This window comes from Streptomyces clavifer (assembly GCF_036345975.1).
In the GTDB taxonomy this organism is placed as follows: domain Bacteria; phylum Actinomycetota; class Actinomycetes; order Streptomycetales; family Streptomycetaceae; genus Streptomyces; species Streptomyces clavifer.
In genome coordinates, this window is record NZ_CP107793.1 from 6,030,740 (window position 1) to 6,048,011 (window position 17,272).

The following is a 17,272-nucleotide window of genomic DNA, read 5'->3' on the forward strand; positions in this document are numbered from 1 at the left end:
AAGGGCGGACCCGAAGCCTGTCCGGCGCCCCGCCCACCAACTGTCCCGCTACCGGGCGGGGCGCCGGACGGAACGCTTCTGCTCTTTCTCACTCTTCTGCTCAACCACCGCGCCTCCCCCCAGGCGCGGTATCCCCGCCGGGTCAGGCGGCGAAGGAGATGGTTCACGTGTCCGCTACGCCCGTGTTGGCGTTGCGAGGGGTCTCCAAGCGATTCGGTGCCGTCCAGGCGCTCACCGATGTCGAGCTCGAGGTCCACGCCGGTGAGGTGGTCGCCCTGGTGGGTGACAACGGAGCCGGTAAATCAACGCTGGTCAAGACGATCGCAGGGGTCCACCCCATCGATGACGGAGTCATCGAGTGGGACGGCCGGCCGGTCCAGATCAACAAGCCCCACGACGCCCAGAACCTGGGGATCGCGACCGTCTACCAGGACCTCGCGCTCTGCGACAACATCGACGTCGTCGGCAATCTCTACCTCGGCAGGGAGCTCCGCAAGTTCGGGATCCTGGACGAGGTCGAGATGGAGCGGCGCTCCCGCGAGCTCCTCAGCACGCTGTCGATCCGCATTCCGAGCGTCCGCATCCCGATCGCGTCGCTCTCCGGCGGTCAGCGCCAGACCGTCGCCATCGCCCGCTCGATGCTGGGCGAGCCCAAGCTCGTCATCCTCGACGAGCCCACCGCCGCGCTCGGCGTCGAGCAGACCGCGCAGGTCCTCGACCTCGTCGAGCGGCTGCGCGAGCGAGGCCACGCGGTCATCCTCATCAGCCACAACATGGCCGATGTGAAGGCCGTCGCCGACAAGGTCGCCGTGCTCCGGCTGGGCCGGAACAACGGGGTCTTCGACGTGAAGACCACCTCGCAGGAAGAGATCATCTCCGCCATCACGGGTGCCACGGAGAACGCCGTGACCCGTCGTGCGGCGCGCAACGCGGAGGCCCAGAAGTGACAACCGACAAGACGTCCACCGCAGTGGTCAACCCGGAGGCTGCCAAGGGCGCCGACATCGCGGTCGACCCCCGGCTCCTCGTGCGCGAGCAGGGCCTCGGCGGCTACCTCACCGAGTTCAAGCGCAAGATGCGCGGTGGTGACCTCGGCTCGATCCCCGTGATCGTCGGCCTGCTCATCATCTGCGTGGTCTTCCAGAGCCTGAACTCCGAGTTCCTCTCGGCGAAGAACGTCAGCGACATCGCCGTGACGATGGTGGCCACCGGCATGATGGCCGTCGGCATCATCTTCGTGCTGCTGCTCGGCGAGATCGACCTCTCGGTCGGCTCGGTCAGCGGTGTCTCGGGCGCCGTCGTCGCGGTGCTCAGCGTCACGCACGGCATGAACGAGTGGCTCGCCGTCCTCATCGCGATCGCCAGCGGCGCGGTCATCGGCGCCATCCACGGCTTCTTCTTCGCACGGATAGGCGCCCCGGCGTTCGCCGTCACCCTGGCCGGTCTGCTGTTCTGGCTGGGCTTCATGCTCCAGCTGCTCGGTGACACGGGCACGATCAACCTGGACAGCGACGGCGTCGTCGGCAAGCTGACCACGTACTACTTCGCGGACGTCGCCGCCGCCTACGGCCTCGCCGCCGTCGCGGTGATCGGGTACTTCCTCTCCGCGTTCCTGGACACCCGCCGCCGCGAGGCCGCCGGCGTCCCGTCGCGGCCGATCATCGACATCGCGATCCGCACCGCGGTCCTCGCGGTGTTCGGCTTCGGTGCGGCGTTCATGTTCAACCAGTACCGCGGTCTCCCGCTGGCCCTGGTCCTCTTCCTCGTCGTCCTGGTCGGTACGGACTTCGTCCTGCGCCGCACCTCCTACGGGCGGAAGATCTTCGCGCTCGGCGGCAGCGTCGAGGCGTCCCGCCGCGCGGGCATCAACGTCACCGCGATCCGTGTCTCGGTCTTCGCCATCGCAGGCACCTTCGCGGCGATCGGCGGCCTGTTCTGGGCCTCCAAGATCGCGGCGGCCAACCAGGGCTCCGGCGGCGGCGACCTCCTGATGAACGTCATCGCCGCGGCCGTCATCGGCGGAACCAGCCTCTTCGGTGGCCGGGGCCGCACCTGGAACGCGCTGCTCGGTGTCATGGTGATCGTCTCGATCCAGTACGGCCTCGCGCTGGAGGGCATCGCCACTCCGATCAACTACATGATCACCGGTGCTGTTCTTCTCGTCACGGTCGTCATCGACTCCATCACCCGCAAGACGCAGAAGACGGCCGGTCGCGCCTGACCGTCCCACCTGCGCGCCTGTGCCCGGCATCCCCGTGATGCCGGGCACAGGCGCGTCGGGCGCGACCCGGCGCGGAGCGGAGCAATACGCCGCCCGATGACCGCGGCCGCCGACGGAACATTAGACTCATCGGATCGACACGCTCGACCAGCTCACACGCAAGGAGGCACGGGTGGATCTGCTGACCCGCATCAGGGGACCGCGCGACCTGGACCGGCTCAGCCTTGAGCAGCTGGACCAGCTCGCCGAGGAGATCCGTACCTTCCTCGTCGACGCCGTGTCCAAGACCGGCGGCCACCTCGGCCCGAACCTGGGCGTGGTCGAGCTGACCATCGCCCTGCACCGGGTGTTCGAGTCGCCGCAGGACAAGGTCCTCTTCGACACCGGCCACCAGAGCTACGTGCACAAGCTGCTCACCGGCCGGCAGGACTTCTCGAAGCTCAAGAGCAAGGGCGGTCTCTCCGGATACCCGTCCCGCGCCGAGTCCGAGCACGACGTCATCGAGAATTCGCACGCCTCGACGGTGCTGGGCTGGGCCGACGGCCTCGCCAAGGCCAACGAGGTCCTGAGGAAGGACGACCACGTCGTCGCCGTCATCGGTGACGGCGCGCTCACCGGCGGTATGGCCTGGGAGGCGCTGAACAACATCGCCGCCGCCAAGGACCGCCCCCTCGTCATCGTCGTCAACGACAACGAGCGCTCGTACGCCCCGACCATCGGCGGCCTCGCGAACCACCTGGCCACCCTGCGCACGACCGACGGGTACGAGCGGTTCCTGGCCCGCGGCAAGGACCTCCTGGAGCGCACGCCCGTCGTCGGCAGGCCGCTGTACGAGACCCTGCACGGCGCGAAGAAGGGCCTCAAGGACTTCATCGCCCCCCAGGGCATGTTCGAGGACCTCGGCCTGAAGTACGTCGGCCCCATCGACGGCCACGACATCGAGGCACTGGAATCCGCCCTCCAGCGCGCCAAGCGCTTCGGTGGCCCGGTCATCGTGCACTGCCTCACCGAGAAGGGCCGCGGCTACACCCCCGCCCTCCAGGACGAGGCGGACCGCTTCCACGCGGTCGGCAAGATCCACCCGGACACCGGGCTGCCCATCTCCACCTCCGGCCTGGACTGGACCTCGGTCTTCGGCGAGGAGATGGTCAAGCTCGGCCACGAGCGCGAGGACATCGTCGCCATCACCGCGGCCATGCTCCAGCCCGTCGGCCTCGGCAAGTTCGAGGAGGCGTTCCCGGACCGGATCTACGACGTCGGGATCGCCGAGCAGCACGGCGCGGTCTCCGCGGCGGGCCTCGCCACCGGCGGACTGCACCCCGTCTTCGCGGTGTACGCCACCTTCCTCAACCGGGCCTTCGACCAGGTCCTGATGGACGTCGCCCTGCACAGGTGCGGGGTCACCTTCGTCCTGGACCGGGCCGGGGTCACCGGCACGGACGGCGCCTCGCACAACGGCATGTGGGACATGTCGATCCTGCAGTGCGTACCGACGCTCCGCATCGCCGCCCCGCGCGACGCCGACCAGGTCCGCGCCCAGCTGCGCGAGGCCGTCGCCGTCGACGACGCCCCCACCGTCGTCCGCTTCTCCAAGGGCGCCGTCGGCCCCTCGGTCAAGGCCGTCGGCACCGTCGGCGGCATGGACGTCCTGCGCAGCGCGGACACGGACGCGCCGGACGTCCTCCTGGTCTCCGTCGGCGCGCTCGCCCCGATGTGCCTGGAGATCGCCGCACTGCTGGACGCCCAGGGCATCTCCACGACGGTGGTCGACCCGCGCTGGGTCAAGCCCGTCGACGAGGCACTCGCCCCGCTCGCCGCCCAGCACCGGGTCGTCGTCACCGTCGAGGACAACAGCAGGGCGGGTGGCGTCGGCTCCGCCGTCGCCCAGGCGCTGCGCGACGCAGGGGTCGACGTACCGCTGCGCGACTTCGGGATCCCGCCGGTCTTCCTCGACCACGCCTCCCGCAACGAGGTCATGGCCGAGATCGGGCTGACCGCGCCGGACATCGCCCGTCAGGTCACCGGTCTGGTCGCCAAGCTCGACGGCGGCTACGAGAGCCGCGAGGTGGAGCCGGCCCGCGACTGATCCGGAACACCGTGCCGCCGGGCACACCGCACCGCGCCCCCGCCGTCCCCGGACGGCGGGGGCGCGGTGCCATGTGCGCCACCTGCCCCGGAGCCGTTACTCCGTTCGGCCGCCCGGCTTTCCCTCTCCCGGGCCCCATCGGGTGAATCGCGCCGTCCTGCCGCCCCTGGGCCGCGCGCCGTCTCGATCATGACCGTGATTCGGGTAACGCGAGGACGCGGCGACGGACATCACGGAGGCAGACCGGTGAACACACTGTTTCGGACGAAGACGGTCGAACAGTCGATCAGGGACACGGAGGAGCCGGAACACTCGCTCAAGAAGTCCCTCTCCGCGCTGGACCTCACGGTCTTCGGAGTGGGCGTCATCATCGGCACCGGCATCTTCGTCCTCACGGGCAAGGTCGCCAAGGAGACCGCGGGCCCCGCCACGGCCCTCGCCTTCGTGGTCGCCGGCGTCGTCTGCGCCCTCGCTGCCCTCTGCTACGCCGAATTCGCCTCCACCGTCCCCGTGGCGGGATCGGCGTACACCTTCTCGTACGCCTCCCTGGGCGAGCTGGTCGCCTGGATCATCGGCTGGGACCTGGTGCTGGAGTTCGCGCTGGGTACGGCGGTGGTGGCCGTCGGCTGGTCCGGCTACGTGCGCTCGCTCATGGACAACGTGGGCTGGACGATGCCCGAGGGGCTCTCCGGCCCGGACGTGGCCAGCGGATTCGGCTTCGACATCCTGGCCTTCGCCCTGGTGCTGGTCCTGACCGTCATCCTGGTGCTCGGGATGAAGCTCTCCGCGCGGGTGACCACGGTCGTGGTCGCCATCAAGCTGGCGGTCGTCGGGATCGTCATCGTCGCCGGCCTGTTCTTCATCAAGGCGTCCAACTACTCGCCGTTCATCCCCGAGGCCGAACCCCAGGAAGGCGGTTCGGGCCTCGACGCCCCGCTGGTGCAGCTGATCTTCGGCTACGAACCGACGAACTTCGGCGTCATGGGCATCTTCACCGCCGCCTCCGTCGTCTTCTTCGCCTTCATCGGCTTCGACGTCGTGGCCACCGCGGCCGAGGAGACGAAGATCCCGCAGCGGGACATGCCGCGCGGCATCCTGGCCTCGCTCCTCATCTGCACCCTGCTCTACGTCGCCGTGTCGATCGTGGTCACCGGCATGCAGAACTACTCGGAGCTCTCGGTCAGCGCCCCGCTGGCCGACGCCTTCAAGGCGGTCGGGCACCCCTTCTACGCGGGAGTCATCAGCTTCGGCGCGGCGGTCGGCCTCACCACGGTCTGCATGATCCTGCTCCTCGGACAGACCCGCGTGTTCTTCGCGATGAGCCGCGACGGCCTGCTCCCGCGGTTCTTCTCGGTCACGCATCCGCGGTTCGGTACCCCGTACCGGCCGACCATCCTGCTCGGCGGGGTCATCGCGATCGTGGCCGGCTTCACGAGCATCAACGAGCTGGCCACCCTGGTGAACATCGGCACGCTGTTCGCCTTCGTGGTCGTCGCCCTCGGCGTCATCGTCCTGCGCCGCACCCGCCCCGACCTGCACCGCGCCTTCCGCACACCGTGGGTGCCGCTGCTCCCGATCGTCTCGGTGGCCGCCTCGGTCTGGCTGATGCTGAACCTGCCGGCGGAGACCTGGCTGCGGTTCGGGATCTGGATGGTGATCGGCGTGATCATCTACTTCGTGTACGGACGCAGGCACAGCCGCATGGCGACGACGGCTCAGTGACGGAAGCGGTCCCGCTCCGGTGGGGGCGGCAGCGGGCGTACCGTGCGCGGGCCCGCGCACCGCGCCCCGTGAGCCTCCGCCCGCTGCCGCAGCCCCCGGTCCGCCGTGACGACGAGGCAGTCGCGCTCCGCGGCCGGCCCGGAGGCCCAGCCGGCGACCAGCTCGACGATCCGGTCGTCGCCCGAGCCGGTCGCGGCCTCCACCCGTACGCCCGGGACGGACGCCACGCCCCGGGCCGCGCCCTCGACGACCAGGACGAGCTCGACGGGGCCCGGGTGCCCGGGCAGGCCGTCGGCGGCGTACGGCACCAGCGAGTCCCGCAGCCGCTCCGCCGCACCGCGCCGGTCCCGCCACCAGCCGTCCGGCACCGACCCCACCACATTGGCGGCGTCGACGATCACCAGGGCGTGTCCGTTCGTCATGCCGTCAGAGTGACACGCGCTCAGCCGCCGGTCGCGGGGGACTTCTTCGCCGACTCCGGGATCGTCGCGTCCGTGCGGATCGCCTTCCAGAGGTCACCGGCCTGCGGCTCCGCCGCCACCACGCGGTTCGGGTCCTGTGTGTCGTACGCCACCGGGAGCATGACCGTCTCCATGGAGGAGGGGTCGACACCGTTCATCGAGCGGGCGAACTCGGTGAGCGAGGACAGCGAGGCCAGGCCCTCGTCCGTGGTGAGCGACTTGGTCGCCGAGCCGGCGATCCTGTAGGCCGTCGCCGGACTGCCCAGCAGATCCTTCGACTTGACCTCGGTCAGCAGGGCGAACAGGAACTGCTGCTGCAGACCGATCCGCCCCAGGTCGCTGCCGTCACCGACACCGTGCCGGGTCCGGACGTAGGCGAGGGACTCGGTGCCGTCGAGCTTGTGCGAACCGGCGGCCAGGTCGAGCCCCGAGGCCTTGTCGTGGATCGGCTCGTCGACCTCGATGGTGACGCCGCCTATGGCGTCGACGAGATCCTTGAACCCGGCGAAGTTGATCTCCATGTAGTGGTCGATGCGGACGCCGGACATCTTCTCCACGGTCTTGACCACACAGGCCGGGCCGATCTCGGAGTACACGGAGTTGAACATCCTGCGTTCCGCCGACGGCACCTTCGTGCCGTCGGCCTTCGTGCACTCCGGCCGGGTCACCAGGGTGTCCCGCGGAATGGACACGGCGACGGCCTCGGTCCGTCCGTCGGGTATGTGCACCACCAACGCGGTGTCGGAGCGCGCCCCGCCGACGTCGCCGCCGCCGCCCAGCTCCTTGTTCTCCGCTCCCGCGCGGGAGTCGGACCCGAGGACGAGGAGGTTCTGGCCGGCGGTGGGCAGCTTCTCGGGACGGTCCTCACCGAGCGCCCTGTCGATGTCGACACCCTTGATGTTGCTGTCGAGGCTGCTGTACATCCAGTACACGCTGCCGCTGCCGGCGAGCAGGAGGGCGATGAGCACCCCGAGCGTGATCTTGAGGCCGCGGCGGCGCCCGCGTTCCTTCTTCCGTCTCCGGCTCGACGGCTCTGCCGGCGGTGCTGCGGGCCGGCCCGGTGGGATGGCGTCCTGGCTCATCGGGTCCCTTGGTCTCGCTGCCCCGAGGTGGTGGGGCAAGTCCGGGACTCGGGTGGGGCCGGTCCACTCAGGTGGGGGAGGCTGTGTGTGGACTCTAGACCCATTTTCGAATCTCGTACACGTGTTCACGCACCCTTCGGCGCGGTCTCCCGGACCGCTCGGCATCAGGTGAGGGGAGCCGTCGCCTCCGGCGGGCGCACAGCCAGGCAGGGCGCGCCGGTCCGGAGGCGGGCGGGGATCCTATGATGGGCGTGTTCGGTCTGCCGCGCGGCGGGACGCAGGGCGTCCCCGGCGGGGCCGGGAAGCCCGGGGAAAGGACAACCTCACGCCATGCCGGTCGGATCCAGGCGCGCCGCCCAGGGGAGGGCCCCGGCCCTCGGGGCCGGAAGCCCCGGCACCCGCGCGCATCACGTGGCGCGAGAGGCGGCGGGCGGCCGCTGGCTCGTCCTGGGCAAGGACGGCCGGCTCAGCGCGTACGCCCTGGGCGACGGAGGAATGCTCCGCTGGACGCAGGAGCGCCCCGGAGGCACCGCGTGGGCGGGCCCCGAACTCGTTCCCGTGCCGGGCCTGAACTCCCTGTCGGTGGCTCAGGGGCCCGATGGTTTCGTGCACTTCGTGGGCCGTCGCGCCGTGCACAAGGACGAAGGCCCGCCGGTCGTCGACCTGATGAGCGCCACGCAGTTCCAGACGGGACGCCCCGTCACCCAGTGGCGCACCCTGGGCAACCCGCACAGCGAGCGGCCGAAGGCGGCCCTCCTCGGCGTACCGGCCGCGGCGGTGAGCGGGCAGGGGACGGTGCACGTCTTCGTGCGGAACGCCGACGGCGACCTGCTCCTCAGGTGCGAGAAGACGGGCGGCAAGTGGGAGGCCTGGCACGATTCGAAGGTCCGGCGGGCCCAGGACGGTACCGCGACGGTGACCACCGTGTCCGGCCGGGTGGAGGTGCTGGCCCCGGGGACGGACGTGACGCTGCGACTGAGCCGGCACGAGCCCGACGGCGCCTATCAGCGGGATCAGGACATCCCCCACGCACACGCTCCCGGCAGCGCCGTCGCCCTGGAGACCGCACGGGACAGGATCACGTACTACTGGGCGGACGGCTCGCACGGAGGCGTCACCGCGCACCGCCCCGGTACCCCGCCCATCCCGCTGGGCGGCGCCCCGTGCACGGGCCCGGTCGCCGCGCTGCGGACCGCGCTCGACGGCTACGACTGCACGGTGCTCGCCCACGGCACGCCCGACGGCCGGGTCATGCTCACCGCCTGCGGTACGGAGAACGAGGCCGACGGCGTGTGGTGGTCGCCCACGGGCGATCACTGCACGGGCGGCCCGGCGCTCGCGTGCGACGCAGCCGGACGGGTGGTGCTCGCGCTCATCGGGACGGACGGGGCGCTGCGCATCGCACGCCAGAACGGTGAGCCCGGTCTGGCCCTGGGCCCCTCGGCGCAGGTCTGAGACAGGAGGGGACACCGGCGAGGGCACCGTGGCCCCCCGTGTCCGGTCCGACATGCCGTCACCACCGCGCCGGGTCCGGGCGACCCGGACACGCGACCCGGACACGACGAAGGGGTACGGACCGCTGTCCGGTCCGTACCCCTCCACGCGCGTCGGCAGGTACTACGCCGGGACGCTCGCCACGCCCTGCGCCAGGAAACGCTTCCCGTTGACGCGCTCGGAGACGCCCTCGCGGTCCAGGTACGGCGTGATGCCGCCCAGGTGGAAGGGCCATCCCGCGCCGGTGATCAGGCAGAGGTCGATGTCCTGGGCCTCGGCGACGACGCCCTCGTCCAGCATCAGGCCGATCTCCTGCGCCACCGCGTCCAGGACGCGGTCGCGGACCTGCTCCTCGGTCAGGACGGTGTCGCCCTGCTTGAGGAGCGCGGCGACCTCCGGGTCCAGCTCCGGCTTGCCGGAGTCGTAGACGTAGAAGCCGCGCTTGCCGGCCTTGACGACGGCCGCGAGGTTCTCGGAGACGGTGAAGCGGTCCGGGAAGGCGCGGTTCAGGGTCTCGGAGACGTGCAGACCGATCGCCGGGCCGACCAGTTCCAGGAGCACCAGCGGGGACATCGGCAGGCCGAGGGGCTCGATGGCCTTCTCCGCCGTCCCGACCGGGGTGCCCTCGTCGATGATGTTCTGGATCTCGCCCATGAAGCGGGTGAGGATGCGGTTGACGACGAACGCCGGGGCGTCCTTCACCAGGACCGCGGTCTTCTTCAGCTTGCGGGCGACACCGAAGGCCGTGGCCAGCGAGGCGTCGTCGGTCTGCTCGCCGCGGACGATCTCCAGGAGCGGGAGGATCGCGACCGGGTTGAAGAAGTGGAAGCCGACGACCCGCTCCGGGTTCTTCAGCTTCGACGCCATCTCGGTGACCGAGAGGGACGAGGTGTTGGTGGCGAGGATCGCGTGCGCCGGGGCGACCGCCTCGACCTCCGCGAACACCTGCTGCTTGACGCCGATCTCCTCGAAGACGGCCTCGATGATGAAGTCGGCGTCGGAGAAGCCCTCCGCCTTGTCCAGCACACCGGAGACCAGGGCCTTGAGGCGGTTGGCCTTGTCCTGGTTGATCCGGCCCTTGCCGAGCAGCTTGTCGATCTCGGCCCGGACGTAGCCCACACCCTTGTCGACGCGCTCCTGGTCGATGTCCGTGAGGACGACCGGGACCTCCAGGCGGCGCAGGAACAGCAGGGCGAGCTGCGAGGCCATCAGGCCCGCACCCACCACGCCGACCTTGGTCACCGGGCGGGCCAGGGCCTTGTCCGGGGCACCGGCCGGGCGCTTGGCGCGCTTCTGGACCAGGTTGAAGGAGTAGATCCCGGAGCGCAGCTCGCCCCCCATGATCAGGTCCGCGAGCGCCTGGTCCTCGGCGTCGAAGCCGGCGCTCAGGTCGCCGTCCTTGGCCGCGGCGATGATCTGCAGCGCGCGGTACGCGGCCGGGGCCGCGCCGTGCACCTTGGAGTCGGCGACGGCCCTGCCGCGGGCGACGGCCTGGTCCCAGGCGTCACCGCGGTCGACCTGGGGGCGCTCCACCGCGATCTCGCCCTTGAGGACGGCCGCGGTCCAGATCAGGGACTGCTCCAGGAAGTCCGCGCCCTCGAAGATCGCGTCGGCGATCCCGAGCTCGAAGACCTGCTTGCCCTTGAGCTGGCGGTTCTGGTTCAGCGAGTTCTCGATGATCACCGAGACGGCGCGGTCGGCACCGATCAGGTTGGGGAGCAGCGCACAGCCGCCCCAGCCCGGGACCAGGCCGAGGAAGACCTCGGGCAGCGAGAACGCGGGGATCGCCGTGGAGACGGTGCGGTACGAGCAGTGCAGACCGATCTCGACACCGCCGCCCATGGCCGCGCCGTTGTAGTACGCGAACGTGGGGACCGCGAGGCCGGACAGACGGCGGAAGACGTCGTGGCCGCCCTTGCCGATGGCCAGCGCGTCCTCGTGCTTCTTCAGCAGCTCGACGCCCTTGAGGTCGGCGCCGACCGCGAAGATGAACGGCTTGCCGGTGATCCCGACACCGGAGATCGCGCCCTCGGCGGCCTCCTTCTCGACCTGGTCGACGGCGGCGTTCAGATTCGCCAGCGACTGCGGTCCGACGGTGGTCGGCTTGGTGTGGTCGAGGCCGTTGTCCAGCGTGATGAGGGCGAACCGCCCCGCACCGCCGGGAAGGTCGAGGTGGCGTACGTGCGCCTGCGTGACGACCTCGCCGGGGAACAGCTCGGCCGCACCCTTCAGAAGCTCAGTGGTGGTGGTGCTCACTTGTTGCCTCCGTCGAAATTCGGGTTCTCCCAGACGACCGTGGCGCCCATGCCGAAGCCGACGCACATCGTCGTCAGGCCGTAGCGGACCTCCGGCTGCTCCTCGAACTGGCGGGCCAGCTGAGTCATCAGGCGGACGCCGGAGGAGGCCAGCGGGTGGCCGTAGGCGATCGCGCCGCCGTACTGGTTGACGCGCGCGTCGTCGTCGGCGATGCCGTAGTGCTCCAGGAAGGCGAGCACCTGCACGGCGAAGGCCTCGTTGATCTCGAAGAGACCGATGTCGGAGATGGAGAGGCCGGCCTTGGACAGGGCCTTCTCCGTCGCCGGGATCGGGCCGTAGCCCATGACCTCCGGCTCGACGCCCGCGAAGGCGTACGACACGAGGCGCATCTTGACCGGGAGGCCCAGCTCGCGGGCGACGTCCTCGGCGGCGAGCAGCGAGGCGGTGGCGCCGTCGTTGAGACCCGCCGCGTTACCGGCCGTCACGCGGCCGTGGGCGCGGAACGGGGTCTTCAGACCGGCCAGGGACTCCATCGTGGTGCCCGGACGCATCGGCTCGTCGGCGGTGACCAGGCCCCAGCCCGTCTCCCCGGCCTCCGCGTTGGTGCGGCGCACGGAGACCGGCACCAGGTCCTGCTGGATCTTGCCGTTGGCGTACGCCTTCGCGGCTTTCTCCTGCGAACGCACCGCGTACTCGTCGGCGCGCTGCTTGGTGATCGTGGGGTACCTGTCGTGCAGGTTCTCCGCGGTCATGCCCATGAACAGGGCGGACTCGTCGACCAGCTTCTCCGACACGAAGCGCGGGTTCGGGTCCACGCCCTCGCCCATCGGGTGGCGGCCCATGTGCTCGACACCACCGGCGACGACGACGTCGTACGCGCCGAACGCGATGGAGCCGGCCGTCGCCGTGACGGCGGTCAGGGCGCCCGCGCACATGCGGTCGATGGAGTAGCCGGGGACCGACTGCGGCAGACCGGCCAGGATTCCGGCGGTGCGGCCGAGCGTGAGGCCCTGGTCGCCGATCTGCGTGGTCGCGGCGATGGCGACCTCGTCGATCTTGGCGGGGTCCAGGTCCGGGTTGCGGCGCAGCAGCTCCCGGATGGCCTTCACGACGAGATCGTCGGCGCGGGTCTCGTGGTAGATGCCCTTCGGGCCCGCTTTGCCGAACGGGGTGCGGACGCCGTCGACGAAGACGACGTCCCGGATGGTACGAGGCACGGTGGCTCTCCTCCAGGGTGCGGGATGGCACTGCTGCGGGGCGCGCCCGGGAGCGCGCCGCCCCCCACATGCTACTTGCGGGTAACCAGACTGCCCACCCCCTGTGGGCGGAGCGGCGAAGGTCACACGTCACAGACTGCCCGCACGGGCCCGTCCCGCACCCTGTCCGCGGCGATCGGGTGCGCGGACCGGACCACCTCGTCGGTGAACCGGCGCCGCCCCGCTTTCGGCCGCCCCGCGGTGCCGGACCGCGCTCGCGCGCGGCGACGGGGGCCACGGGCGCCGCGTCGACGGACAGCGGACGTCCGTCTCCGGGGACCTGGGCGACAGCCGCGAGAGCCGTGCGGACGGTCGCCCGCCGCCCCCGTCCGCGGGCGGCGGCAGTGCGCACAACCTGGCGCGATTTCGCTCCTCGCCGACGGACGGACCAACCGTCGTCGAGTGGGGAGACCTCCGGACCGTCCGCCTCGGGGGTGGCGCCGGCACTGCTCCGTCCTCACCCGCTTGGAGGCGCCGCGCGCCGCGCCGGACCGGCGGACACGGGGTGCCGCTCCGGTCGCGGATCCTCCGCAGGGCACGGGAGGCCCGTACCGGCCACCGCTCCCGGCATCCGCGTGCGGTCAGGCGCCGGTGGTGTCCAGGGCCCGCAGGAGCAGCGGGCCGACCTGCTCGATCTGCCAGCGGCGGGCGCCGTATCCGGCGAGCGCGCTCTCGACCCCGTCCGGCGTCAGGATCCGCGGCGGCTCCCAGCAGAGCCGGCGCACGGTGTCCGGGGTGATCAGGTTCTCCTGAGGCATGCGCAGCCTCTCCGCGAGCTCCGACACCGCGGTACGGGCCGCCGACAGGCGGGCCGCGGCGGCCGGGTCCTTGTCCGCCCACGAGCGCGGCGGAGGCGGTCCGGCGGGCTGCTGCCCCGGCTGCGGGAGCTCCGATTCGGGAAGCTCCTTGGCCCGGTCGACGGCCGCCTGCCACTGCTCCAGCTGACGGCGCCCCATCCGGTGGCCGAAGCCGGGCAGCGCGGTGAGGGCCTGCACGTTCACCGGGAGGGCCAGGGCGGCCTCGATGATCGCGGCGTCGCCGAGCACCTTGCCGGGCGAGATGTCACGGCGCTGTGCGACCTGGTCGCGGGCGGTCCACAGCTCCCGCACGACAGCGATCTGACGGCGGCGGCGCACCTTGTGCATGCCCGATGTGCGGCGCCAGGGGTCCTTGCGCGGAGGGGCGGGCGGTGCCGAGGCGATCGCGTCGAACTCCTCCAGAGCCCACTCCAGCTTGCCCTGCCGGTCGAGCTCCTCCTCCAGGGCGTTGCGCAGGTCGACCAGCAGTTCGACGTCGAGCGCGGCGTAGCGCAGCCAGGGCTCGGGGAGCGGACGGGTGGACCAGTCGACTGCGGAATGGCCCTTCTCCAGGGCGTATCCGAGGACGTTCTCCACTATGGCGCCGAGGCCGACCCGCGGGAATCCCGCCAGCCGTCCGGCGAGCTCCGTGTCGAAGAGCGAGGTCGGGATCATGCCTATGTCGCGCAGACAGGGCAGGTCCTGGGTGGCGGCGTGCAGGATCCACTCGCTGCCGGTGAGGGCCTCGCCCAGTCCCGAGAGGTCCGGGCAGCCGACCGGGTCGATCAGTGCACTGCCCGCGCCCTCGCGGCGCAGCTGCACGAGGTAGGCGCGCTGCCCGTAGCGATAGCCGGACGCGCGCTCGGCGTCGACGGCGACGGGGCCGGTGCCCGCGGCGAAGGCCGCGATCACCTGGGCCAGCGCGTCGTCGGTCGCCACCACCGGGGGAATGCCCTCGCGCGGTTCGAGCAAGGGGATCGGCGCCGGGGCGACGTCGTCCGGGGGAGCGCCCCCGGTGGTTCGCAGTGAGGTGTCTGCTGCGGTCTCTTGGGCGTCGGTCACATGCCAAGGGTATCTGTGTATGTGCGGCACCCGTCGACGGAACGTTCCGTCGACGGGTGCCGATGCACGTAAACCGGCCGGGTACGCATCGCTGCACGTACCGGCGGGGGAGTGGCGGTCAGTGGATGATGCCCGTCCGCAGGGCCACGGCGACCATGCCGGCGCGGTCTCCGGTGCCGAGCTTGCGGGCGATGCGGGCGAGGTGGCTCTTGACGGTGAGTGCGGAGAGGCCCATCGAGACGCCGATGGCCTTGTTGGACTGGCCTTCGGCGACCAGGCGGAGCACCTCCACCTCACGGCCGGACAGTTCGCGGTAGCCGCCCGGGTGGCTCGGGGAACCGGGAGGCCTGCGGTGCATACGGGCCGCGTTGGCGCCGATGGGGGCGACGCCGGGGCGGGAGGGGTGGCCGATGTTGGTACGGGTGCCGGTGACCACATAGCCCTTCACGCCGCCCGCGAGGGCGTTGCGAACCGCGCCGATGTCATCGGCGGCGGAGAGGGCGAGGCCGTTCGGCCAGCCGGCGGCTCGGGTCTCGGACAGAAGGGTCAGCCCGGAACCGTCGGGCAGGTGGACGTCGGCTACGCAGATGTCGCGCGGGTTGCCGACGCGGGGACGGGCCTCCGCGATGGACGACGCCTCGATGACGTCACGAACTCCGAGTGCCCACAGATGGCGGGTGACGGTGGAACGGACGCGCGGGTCGGCCACGACGACCATGGCCGTCGGCTTGTTCGGGCGGTAGGCGACCAGGCTTGCGGGCTGCTCGAGGAGAACGGACACCAGGCCTCCTGGGGGAGTGGCGGTACGGGCCGGCTCGGGGATGAAGCCGGGGCGAACCGTGCTTGAAGGGTCATTGACCTCTTCGGCAGCAGGCGCGTCCTCCTTTAGGGGAAGATCACGATTTAGTGAGTAACAATTCGGGCAAATAGGACGCGCGATCGATTGTACGAAAAGAGAGCCGGTGCGTGTGCGACCGGCTCTCTCCCGAAGGTGACGCAGCGTCAGGGCTTCTGGGGGCCGCGCCGCTGGGGCAGTGACACGACCGCCGCGTCGGCCGTGTCCGACGGCGGCAGACCGGCGAGCTGGCAGAGCAGGTCGCCCCACGCCGCCAGGTGCGCCGCCGTGTCCGGCGCTCCTCCGCGCCCCTCGCGCGGCGTCCAGGAGGCCCGGATCTCGATCTGCGTCGCCGGACGCCGCTCGGCCAGCGCGCCGAAGTAGTGCGACCCGGCGCGCGTCACCGTGCCGCCCGCCTCCCCGTACGACAGTCCCCGCGCGTCCAGCGCGCCCGTCAGCCAGGACCAGCACACCTCGGGCAGCAGCGGGTCGGCCGCCATCTCCGGTTCCAGTTCGGCCCGGACCAGCGTCACGAGGCGGAAGCTGCCCTGCCAGGCCTCGTGCCCGGACGGGTCGTGCAGGAGCACGAGGCGGCCGTCGGCGAGGTCCTCCTCGCCGTCCACGACCGCGGCCTCCAGGGCGTACGCGTGCGGAGCGAGACGCTGGGGCGGCCGTGTGGACTCGACCTCCAGTTCGGGGCGCAGGTGGGCGGAGCGCAGCGCGTCGACCGCCGACCGGAAGGCGGGCGGGACCGGATCGTCCCCACCGCCCCCTTCGGTGTCGGCGCCATCGGAGTGATCGGAGAATTGTCCCTGAGCCGGAGCCATGCCGGGAAGAGTAGGCGGAACCGGAGCCTCGCGCAGGGAGGGACACCCAGGCGGGGTCCGGCTCGTTCCGCATGCGTGCGAAGATTCCGTGTGTGAGTGCCAACGACAGCCCCTCGGGCCTGCAGACGACATCCGCCCCCCACGAGTCGGCCTTCCTCAAGGCGTGCCGGCGTGAGCCCGTGCCGCACACCCCGGTGTGGTTCATGCGTCAGGCGGGGCGCTCACTCCCCGAGTACCTGAAGGTCCGCGAAGGCATCGCGATGCTCGACTCCTGCATGATGCCGGAGCTCGTCACCGAGATCACCCTGCAGCCCGTACGCCGCCACAAGGTCGACGCCGCGATCTACTTCAGCGACATCGTCGTGCCGCTCAAGGCCATCGGTATCGACCTCGACATCAAGCCCGGCATCGGCCCGGTGATCGCCGAGCCGATCCGCACCCGCGCCGACCTCGCCCGGCTGCGCGACCTCACGCCCGAGGACGTCCCGTACGTCACCGAGGCCATGGGCATGCTCACCGCCGAGCTGGGTGCCACCCCGCTGATCGGTTTCGCCGGGGCGCCGTTCACTCTCGCGAGTTACCTGGTCGAGGGCGGTCCGTCCCGCAACCACGAGCGCACGAAGGCCATGATGTACGGCGACCCGGAGCTCTGGGCCGACCTGCTCGACCGGCTCGCGGCGATCACCGGGGCGTTCCTGAAGGTCCAGATCGAGGCGGGCGCCTCGGCGGTCCAGCTCTTCGACTCCTGGGTGGGCGCACTGGCCCCCGCCGACTACCGCCGCTCCGTGATGCCCGCCTCCGTGAAGGTGTTCGACGCCGTCGCGTCGTACGGCGTCCCGCGCATCCACTTCGGCACCGGCACCGGCGAGCTGCTCGGCCTCATGGGCGAGGCCGGCGCGGACGTCGTCGGCGTCGACTGGCGGGTCCCGATGGACGAGGGCGCCCGCCGGGTCGGCCCCGGCAAGGCGGTCCAGGGCAACCTCGACCCGGCGGTGCTGTTCGCACCCACGGAGGCGGTGGAGGCCAAGGCCCGCGAGGTGCTGGACGCGGCCGCCGGTCTCGAGGGCCACATCTTCAACCTGGGCCACGGGGTCATGCCCACGACGGACCCGGACGCGCTGACCCGGCTCGTGGAGTACGTCCACGAGCAGACGGCGCGCTGAGCGGGCGCGG

The 17,272-nt window shown here is 71.2% G+C and carries 13 protein-coding genes; 6 read left to right on the forward strand and 7 right to left on the reverse strand.

The window, feature by feature from the left end:
• Window positions 1-158: 158 nt before the first annotated feature.
• The 4 genes from OG927_RS26190 to OG927_RS26205 all read left to right on the forward strand — a co-directional run bounded on the left by OG927_RS26190 (window position 159) and on the right by OG927_RS26205 (window position 6,029).
• The gene (locus tag OG927_RS26190) at window positions 159-947 is read left to right on the forward strand and encodes an ATP-binding cassette domain-containing protein (protein WP_056791786.1); all 789 of its coding nucleotides are present in this window, start codon (window positions 159-161) and stop codon (window positions 945-947) included.
• Window positions 944-2,221, forward strand: a complete 1,278-nt coding sequence (locus OG927_RS26195; protein ID WP_056791788.1) for a sugar ABC transporter permease — start codon at window positions 944-946, stop codon at window positions 2,219-2,221. The genes OG927_RS26190 and OG927_RS26195 overlap by 4 nt, the downstream gene beginning before the upstream one ends.
• A 172-nt stretch (window positions 2,222-2,393) precedes the next feature.
• The gene (gene dxs, locus OG927_RS26200) at window positions 2,394-4,307 is read left to right on the forward strand and encodes a 1-deoxy-D-xylulose-5-phosphate synthase (protein ID WP_056791789.1); all 1,914 of its coding nucleotides are present in this window, start codon (window positions 2,394-2,396) and stop codon (window positions 4,305-4,307) included.
• A 255-nt stretch (window positions 4,308-4,562) separates the two neighbouring features.
• Window positions 4,563-6,029 (forward strand): amino acid permease, encoded by a 1,467-nt coding sequence (locus OG927_RS26205; protein ID WP_199862766.1) that lies wholly within the window; start codon window positions 4,563-4,565, stop codon window positions 6,027-6,029.
• Here the strand turns inward: OG927_RS26205 and OG927_RS26210 are convergent.
• Together OG927_RS26210 and OG927_RS26215 are read right to left on the reverse strand one after the other, a co-directional pair.
• Entirely contained in the window at window positions 6,023-6,451 is a 429-nt protein-coding gene (locus tag OG927_RS26210) for a PIN domain-containing protein (RefSeq protein WP_056791793.1), read from the reverse strand. The two genes, OG927_RS26205 and OG927_RS26210, sit on opposite strands and share 7 nt — an antisense overlap.
• 20 nt (window positions 6,452-6,471) lie before the next feature.
• A complete protein-coding gene (locus OG927_RS26215) occupies window positions 6,472-7,572 on the reverse strand; it encodes an LCP family protein (protein ID WP_209469484.1) in 1,101 nt (366 codons plus the stop codon).
• A 330-nt stretch (window positions 7,573-7,902) separates the two neighbouring features.
• On the opposite strand from OG927_RS26215, the gene OG927_RS26220 reads away from it, so the two are divergent.
• Window positions 7,903-9,027 (forward strand): hypothetical protein, encoded by a 1,125-nt coding sequence (locus tag OG927_RS26220; protein WP_330320875.1) that lies wholly within the window; start codon window positions 7,903-7,905, stop codon window positions 9,025-9,027.
• A gap of 162 nt (window positions 9,028-9,189) precedes the next feature.
• Here OG927_RS26220 and OG927_RS26225 read toward each other — a convergent pair whose 3' ends face one another.
• The 5 genes from OG927_RS26225 to OG927_RS26245 all read right to left on the reverse strand — a co-directional run bounded on the left by OG927_RS26225 (window position 9,190) and on the right by OG927_RS26245 (window position 16,099).
• Window positions 9,190-11,322 carry a 3-hydroxyacyl-CoA dehydrogenase NAD-binding domain-containing protein gene (locus OG927_RS26225; RefSeq protein WP_056791798.1) on the reverse strand — a complete coding sequence of 711 codons (2,133 nt, stop codon included), beginning with the start codon at window positions 11,320-11,322 and terminating at the stop codon, window positions 9,190-9,192.
• On the reverse strand, window positions 11,319-12,539 hold the full coding sequence (locus tag OG927_RS26230) for a thiolase family protein (protein ID WP_056791800.1): 1,221 nt from the start codon (window positions 12,537-12,539) through the stop codon (window positions 11,319-11,321). The genes OG927_RS26225 and OG927_RS26230 overlap by 4 nt, the downstream gene beginning before the upstream one ends.
• Before the next feature lie 620 nt (window positions 12,540-13,159).
• Entirely contained in the window at window positions 13,160-14,437 is a 1,278-nt protein-coding gene (locus tag OG927_RS26235) for an HRDC domain-containing protein (protein WP_124280794.1), read from the reverse strand.
• Window positions 14,438-14,555: 118 nt separating this feature from the next.
• Window positions 14,556-15,218, reverse strand: coding sequence for a helix-turn-helix transcriptional regulator (locus OG927_RS26240; RefSeq protein ID WP_056791805.1), 663 nt, complete (start codon window positions 15,216-15,218; stop codon window positions 14,556-14,558).
• 221 nt (window positions 15,219-15,439) lie between these two features.
• Window positions 15,440-16,099 (reverse strand): DUF3000 domain-containing protein, encoded by a 660-nt coding sequence (locus tag OG927_RS26245; protein WP_056791807.1) that lies wholly within the window; start codon window positions 16,097-16,099, stop codon window positions 15,440-15,442.
• A 92-nt stretch (window positions 16,100-16,191) separates the two neighbouring features.
• Between OG927_RS26245 and hemE the strand changes: the two genes are divergently transcribed.
• A complete protein-coding gene (gene hemE, locus OG927_RS26250; protein WP_056792486.1) occupies window positions 16,192-17,262 on the forward strand; it encodes a uroporphyrinogen decarboxylase in 1,071 nt (356 codons plus the stop codon).
• The last annotated feature ends 10 nt before the right edge of the window (window positions 17,263-17,272 follow it).

Bases quoted from the DNA above. Each gene is read 5' to 3' on its own strand.
- OG927_RS26190 (WP_056791786.1), top strand. From the start codon at position 159: ATGGTTCACGTGTCCGCTACGCCCGTGTTGGCGTTGCGAGGGGTCTCC.
- OG927_RS26210 (WP_056791793.1), bottom strand. From the start codon at position 6,451: ATGACGAACGGACACGCCCTGGTGATCGTCGACGCCGCCAATGTGGTG.
- OG927_RS26215 (WP_209469484.1), bottom strand. From the start codon at position 7,572: ATGAGCCAGGACGCCATCCCACCGGGCCGGCCCGCAGCACCGCCGGCA.
- OG927_RS26220 (WP_330320875.1), top strand. From the start codon at position 7,903: ATGCCGGTCGGATCCAGGCGCGCCGCCCAGGGGAGGGCCCCGGCCCTC.
- OG927_RS26245 (WP_056791807.1), bottom strand. From the start codon at position 16,099: ATGGCTCCGGCTCAGGGACAATTCTCCGATCACTCCGATGGCGCCGAC.